The sequence below is a fragment of the Photorhabdus noenieputensis genome (genome assembly GCF_018448935.1).
GTDB lineage: Bacteria > Pseudomonadota > Gammaproteobacteria > Enterobacterales > Enterobacteriaceae > Photorhabdus > Photorhabdus noenieputensis.
This window is the reverse complement of record NZ_RCWC01000084.1, coordinates 1-4,092: the sequence shown is the minus strand read 5'-3', so window position 1 is coordinate 4,092 and position 4,092 is coordinate 1. Positions and strand designations below refer to the sequence as shown.

At 54.6% G+C, this 4,092-nt stretch carries 1 protein-coding gene; it reads left to right on the top strand.

Annotated elements, in window-relative coordinates:
• On the top strand, window positions 1-4,092 hold a 4,092-nt coding region (locus tag EAE91_RS23060; RefSeq protein ID WP_214090487.1), incomplete at both ends, for a non-ribosomal peptide synthetase.

The following is a 4,092-nucleotide window of genomic DNA, read 5'->3' as shown; positions in this document are numbered from 1 at the left end:
CTCTATACGGCGTTTATAGACGGACAACCCGATCCGTTGCCGCCGTTGGCGATTCAATACCCGGATTACGCTGCCTGGCAGCGTCAGTGGTTATCGGCTGAACGTATTCAGGTCCAATCTGACTATTGGCGTGCCATGTTGGCTGACGCGCCAGTCTTACTGGATTTGCCGACAGATCGGCCTCGTCCGCCGGCGCAGTCATTTGTTGGGCAGTCCGTGCCGATTAACTTGGATGTGGCGTTAACGACCGCCCTTAAGCGCCTGAGTGAACAGCACGGCGTCACCTTATTTATGACGCTGTTATCAGCCTGGGCGGTGGTTCTATCGCGTCTGTCAGGTCAGGAAGATATGGTGATTGGCACACCGAGTGCGGGTCGCAATCGTCAGGAAGTGGAGTCGTTGATTGGCTTCTTTGTCAATACGTTAGCGTTGCGCATGGATCTATCGGATGAACTGACAGTGACGGAATTACTGGCGCGAGTCCGGAAAACCGCATTGACGGCGCAGGAGCATCAGGATTTACCGTTTGAACAGGTGGTGGAAATCGTACAACCACCGCGCCGGTTGGCGCATACCCCATTGTTCCAGGTGATGTTTGTCTGGCAGAACAATGAGAACACAGCGTGGGGATTACCGGGGCTGGCGGTGTCTCCGGTTGATCAAGATATTGATGTTGTCAAGTTTGATCTTGAACTGAGCTTGTCAGAGGCGGAGGGCCGGATTGTTGGCGCATTGAGTTATGCCACGGCCCTGTTTGATCCAGAGACAATGGAACGGCAGGTGGGATACCTGCACACAGTGCTGCAAGCGATGGCGGCTGACTCTCAACAACCGGTTAGAGAAATTGATCTCCTGTCTGCGGCGGAGCGCAGGTTGGTGTTGGAAACTTGGAACGCTACGGCAACCGCCTATCCTGATGCGTTATGTATCCATCAGTTGTTTGAGCAACAGGTGGAGAAAACGCCTGATGCGATAGCATTAATGTATGAAGAGCAAACGCTCAGTTATGCCGAATTAAATACCCGGGCTAACCGGCTGGCTCGTCAACTGATCGAACAAGGAGTTTGTTCTGGTGATCATATCGCGCTCCTGCTAGCGCGTTCGATGGAACTGGTAGTGGCACAATTGGCGATTCTTAAAGCTGGCGCTGTTTACGTGCCGGTTGATCCCAATGTACCGGATGAACGGAAAAACTGGCTGATAAGTGATTGTTCCGCCCGGTTGCTGCTCACGGATACACGGGCGGATATTCCGGTGAACCTGGCCGTGCCGCTGCTTCGTCTCTCGGATGAGACGGACATGGGCTGTGAAGAAGATCGCTTTAACCTTAACTTAGCGCGTGCCAGCACCGAGTTAGCGTATATCATGTACACCTCCGGTTCTACCGGCACACCTAAAGGGGTTTTAGTGCCGCATCGTGCGGTGGTCCGGCTGGTTATCAATAATGGTTATGCTGAAATCGGATCGGATGATCGGGTGGCTTTTGCCGCTAATCCGGCGTTCGATGCCAGCACGTTTGAAGTCTGGGCCCCATTGCTCAATGGTGGCGCGTTAGTGGTTATCGATCATGACACTGTGTTGACGCCGCAGGCGTTTGTACAAGAGCTACAGATCCAGCGAATCACGGTTCTGTGGTTGAGTGTCGGATTGTTTAACCAGTTAGCGACGGAGCTGTCTCCGGTTCTGCCACAGATCAAGCTGCTGATTGTCGGCGGAGATGCCCTTGATCCCCATGTTATCGGCCAGGTACTGAACACCCGTCCGCCACAACAGCTATTAAATGGCTATGGACCGAGTGAAGGCACCACCTTTACAGCAACATACCGTATCACTGAATTAGCGCCGGGAGCTGCTCGCGTCCCTATCGGTAGACCGATAGCCAACACGCGGGTTTATCTGCTGGACGCGTATGGTCAGCCGGTACCGTTAGGTGTGGTCGGTGAAATTTATATCGGGGGAGATGGCGTGGCCTGTGGTTATCTTAACCGGCCAGAATTGACCGCTGAACGTTTCCTGATTGATCCGTTCAGCGATAACCCGGATGCTCGCCTGTACCGCACTGGGGATTTGGCGCGTTATCTACCGGATGGCAATCTGGAATTCCTGGGCCGCAATGATCAGCAGGTTAAAATCCGTGGTTTCCGTATTGAACCGGAGGAAATTGAGGCCCGGTTAGCCGGGTACCCAACGGTGCGTGAGGCGGCGGTGTTGGCCCGCGGTGAAGGGCAGGAAAAACGGCTGGTGGCCTATGTGGCGGCGGAAGCCCGTGACGGACTGGTAAGCAGCTTGCGTGCCCATCTAAGTGCTATTTTGCCTGACTATATGGTGCCGACGGCCTTTGTACGGCTGGATGCGTTTCCGCTAACGCCGAACGGTAAATTGGATCATCAAGCATTGCCGGAACCGGACGATGAAGCCTTTGTTCACCAGGTTTACGCTGCGCCTCAGGGAGAAACAGAAATCGCGCTGGCGGCTATCTGGCGTGAATTACTGGGGATTGAGCAGGTCAGCCGGTACGACAGCTTTTTTGCCTTGGGTGGTCATTCGTTGCTGGCGATACGGATGGTTGAACGCCTGCGTCATCTGGGATTGACGCTGACGGCGCGTGATCTGTTCCAGTCGCCGGTGCTGTCAGACCTGGCGAAAACATTGGGACAGCATCAGGCGGTGACAGTGCCGCCTAACGTCATCACGCCGGCAACGACCGCCCTGACACCGGCGATGTTGCCGCTGATTGATTTGACTCAGGCTGACATTGACCGCATCGTCAGACAGGTGCCGGGCGGGGTGAGCAACATTCAGGATATCTATGCCCTGTCGCCGTTACAGGACGGTATTTTGTTCCACCACTTACTGGCAAACGAAGGCGATCCCTATTTGTTAGCCGGACAGATGGCCTTCGCTGATCGGACTCTGCTAGATCGTTACCTGGCGGCGGTACAGCAAGTGGTTGATCGTCACGATATTTTGCGTACCGCTTTTGTCTGGCAAGAGTTGTCTGTGCCGGCTCAGGTCGTCTGGCGTCAGGCACCTTTATCAGTCACTGAATTGACGCCAGACCCGACGGATGGGCCGATTGGTGAACAACTGATTCAACGCTTTAATCCCCGTCATTATCGTATTGAGCTGGATCAAGCGCCATTGTTGCGGTTTGTGGTGGCGCAGGAGACGGATGGTCGTTGGGTGGTACTGCAATTGCTGCATCACCTGATTGGCGACCATACCACGCTGGACGTGATGAACAGTGAGGTTCAGGCGTATCTTACTGAACGGGAGGAGAGTCTGACTTCCCCTGTCTCTTTCCGTAATTTAGTGGCTGAAGCCCGGTTGGGCATGAGTCAGGAGGAGCACACCCGTTTCTTTACCGGGATGTTGGCGTCGGTGGACGAACCGACGCTGCCATTTGGATTGACGGAGGTGCATCGTGATGGTTCACAGGTGACGGAATCCTACTGGATGCTGGCACCTGAACTGAATGACCGTCTGCGTGGTCAGGCCCGGCGTTTGGGGGTCAGTCTGGCGGCCTTGTGTCATTTGGCCTGGGCACAGGTGTTGTCACATACCAGCGATCAGGAGCAAGTGGTGTTCGGTACCGTGCTGTTTGGACGGATGCAGGCAGGTGAAGGTGCCGACAATGGTATGGGGCTGTTTATCAATACCTTGCCGCTGCGGCTGGACATCGATGATACGCCGGTACGGGAAAGTGTGCTGGCCGCCCATACCCGGTTGGCCGGATTATTAGAACATGAACATGCGTCACTGGCGTTGGCCCAGCGTTGCAGTGGTGTGCAGGGTGAGATCCCCCTCTTTAGCAGCTTGCTGAACTATCGACATAATGTGTCTTCGACAACGTTGGATGAACTTGTAAACGGTATCGAATTCCTTGATATGCAGGAGCGAACCAATTATCCGTTAGTGCTGTCGGTGGAGGATTTTGGCGAATCCTTGGGGATAACCGTTCAAGTTGCCCAGCCGTTTGAACCGGAACGGGTATGTGGCTATATGCAGCAGGCACTGGAGAGCCTGGCAGAGGCATTGGAACAAACCCCGGAAACGCCGGTACGGACGTTGAATATTCTGCCGGAAGCGGAG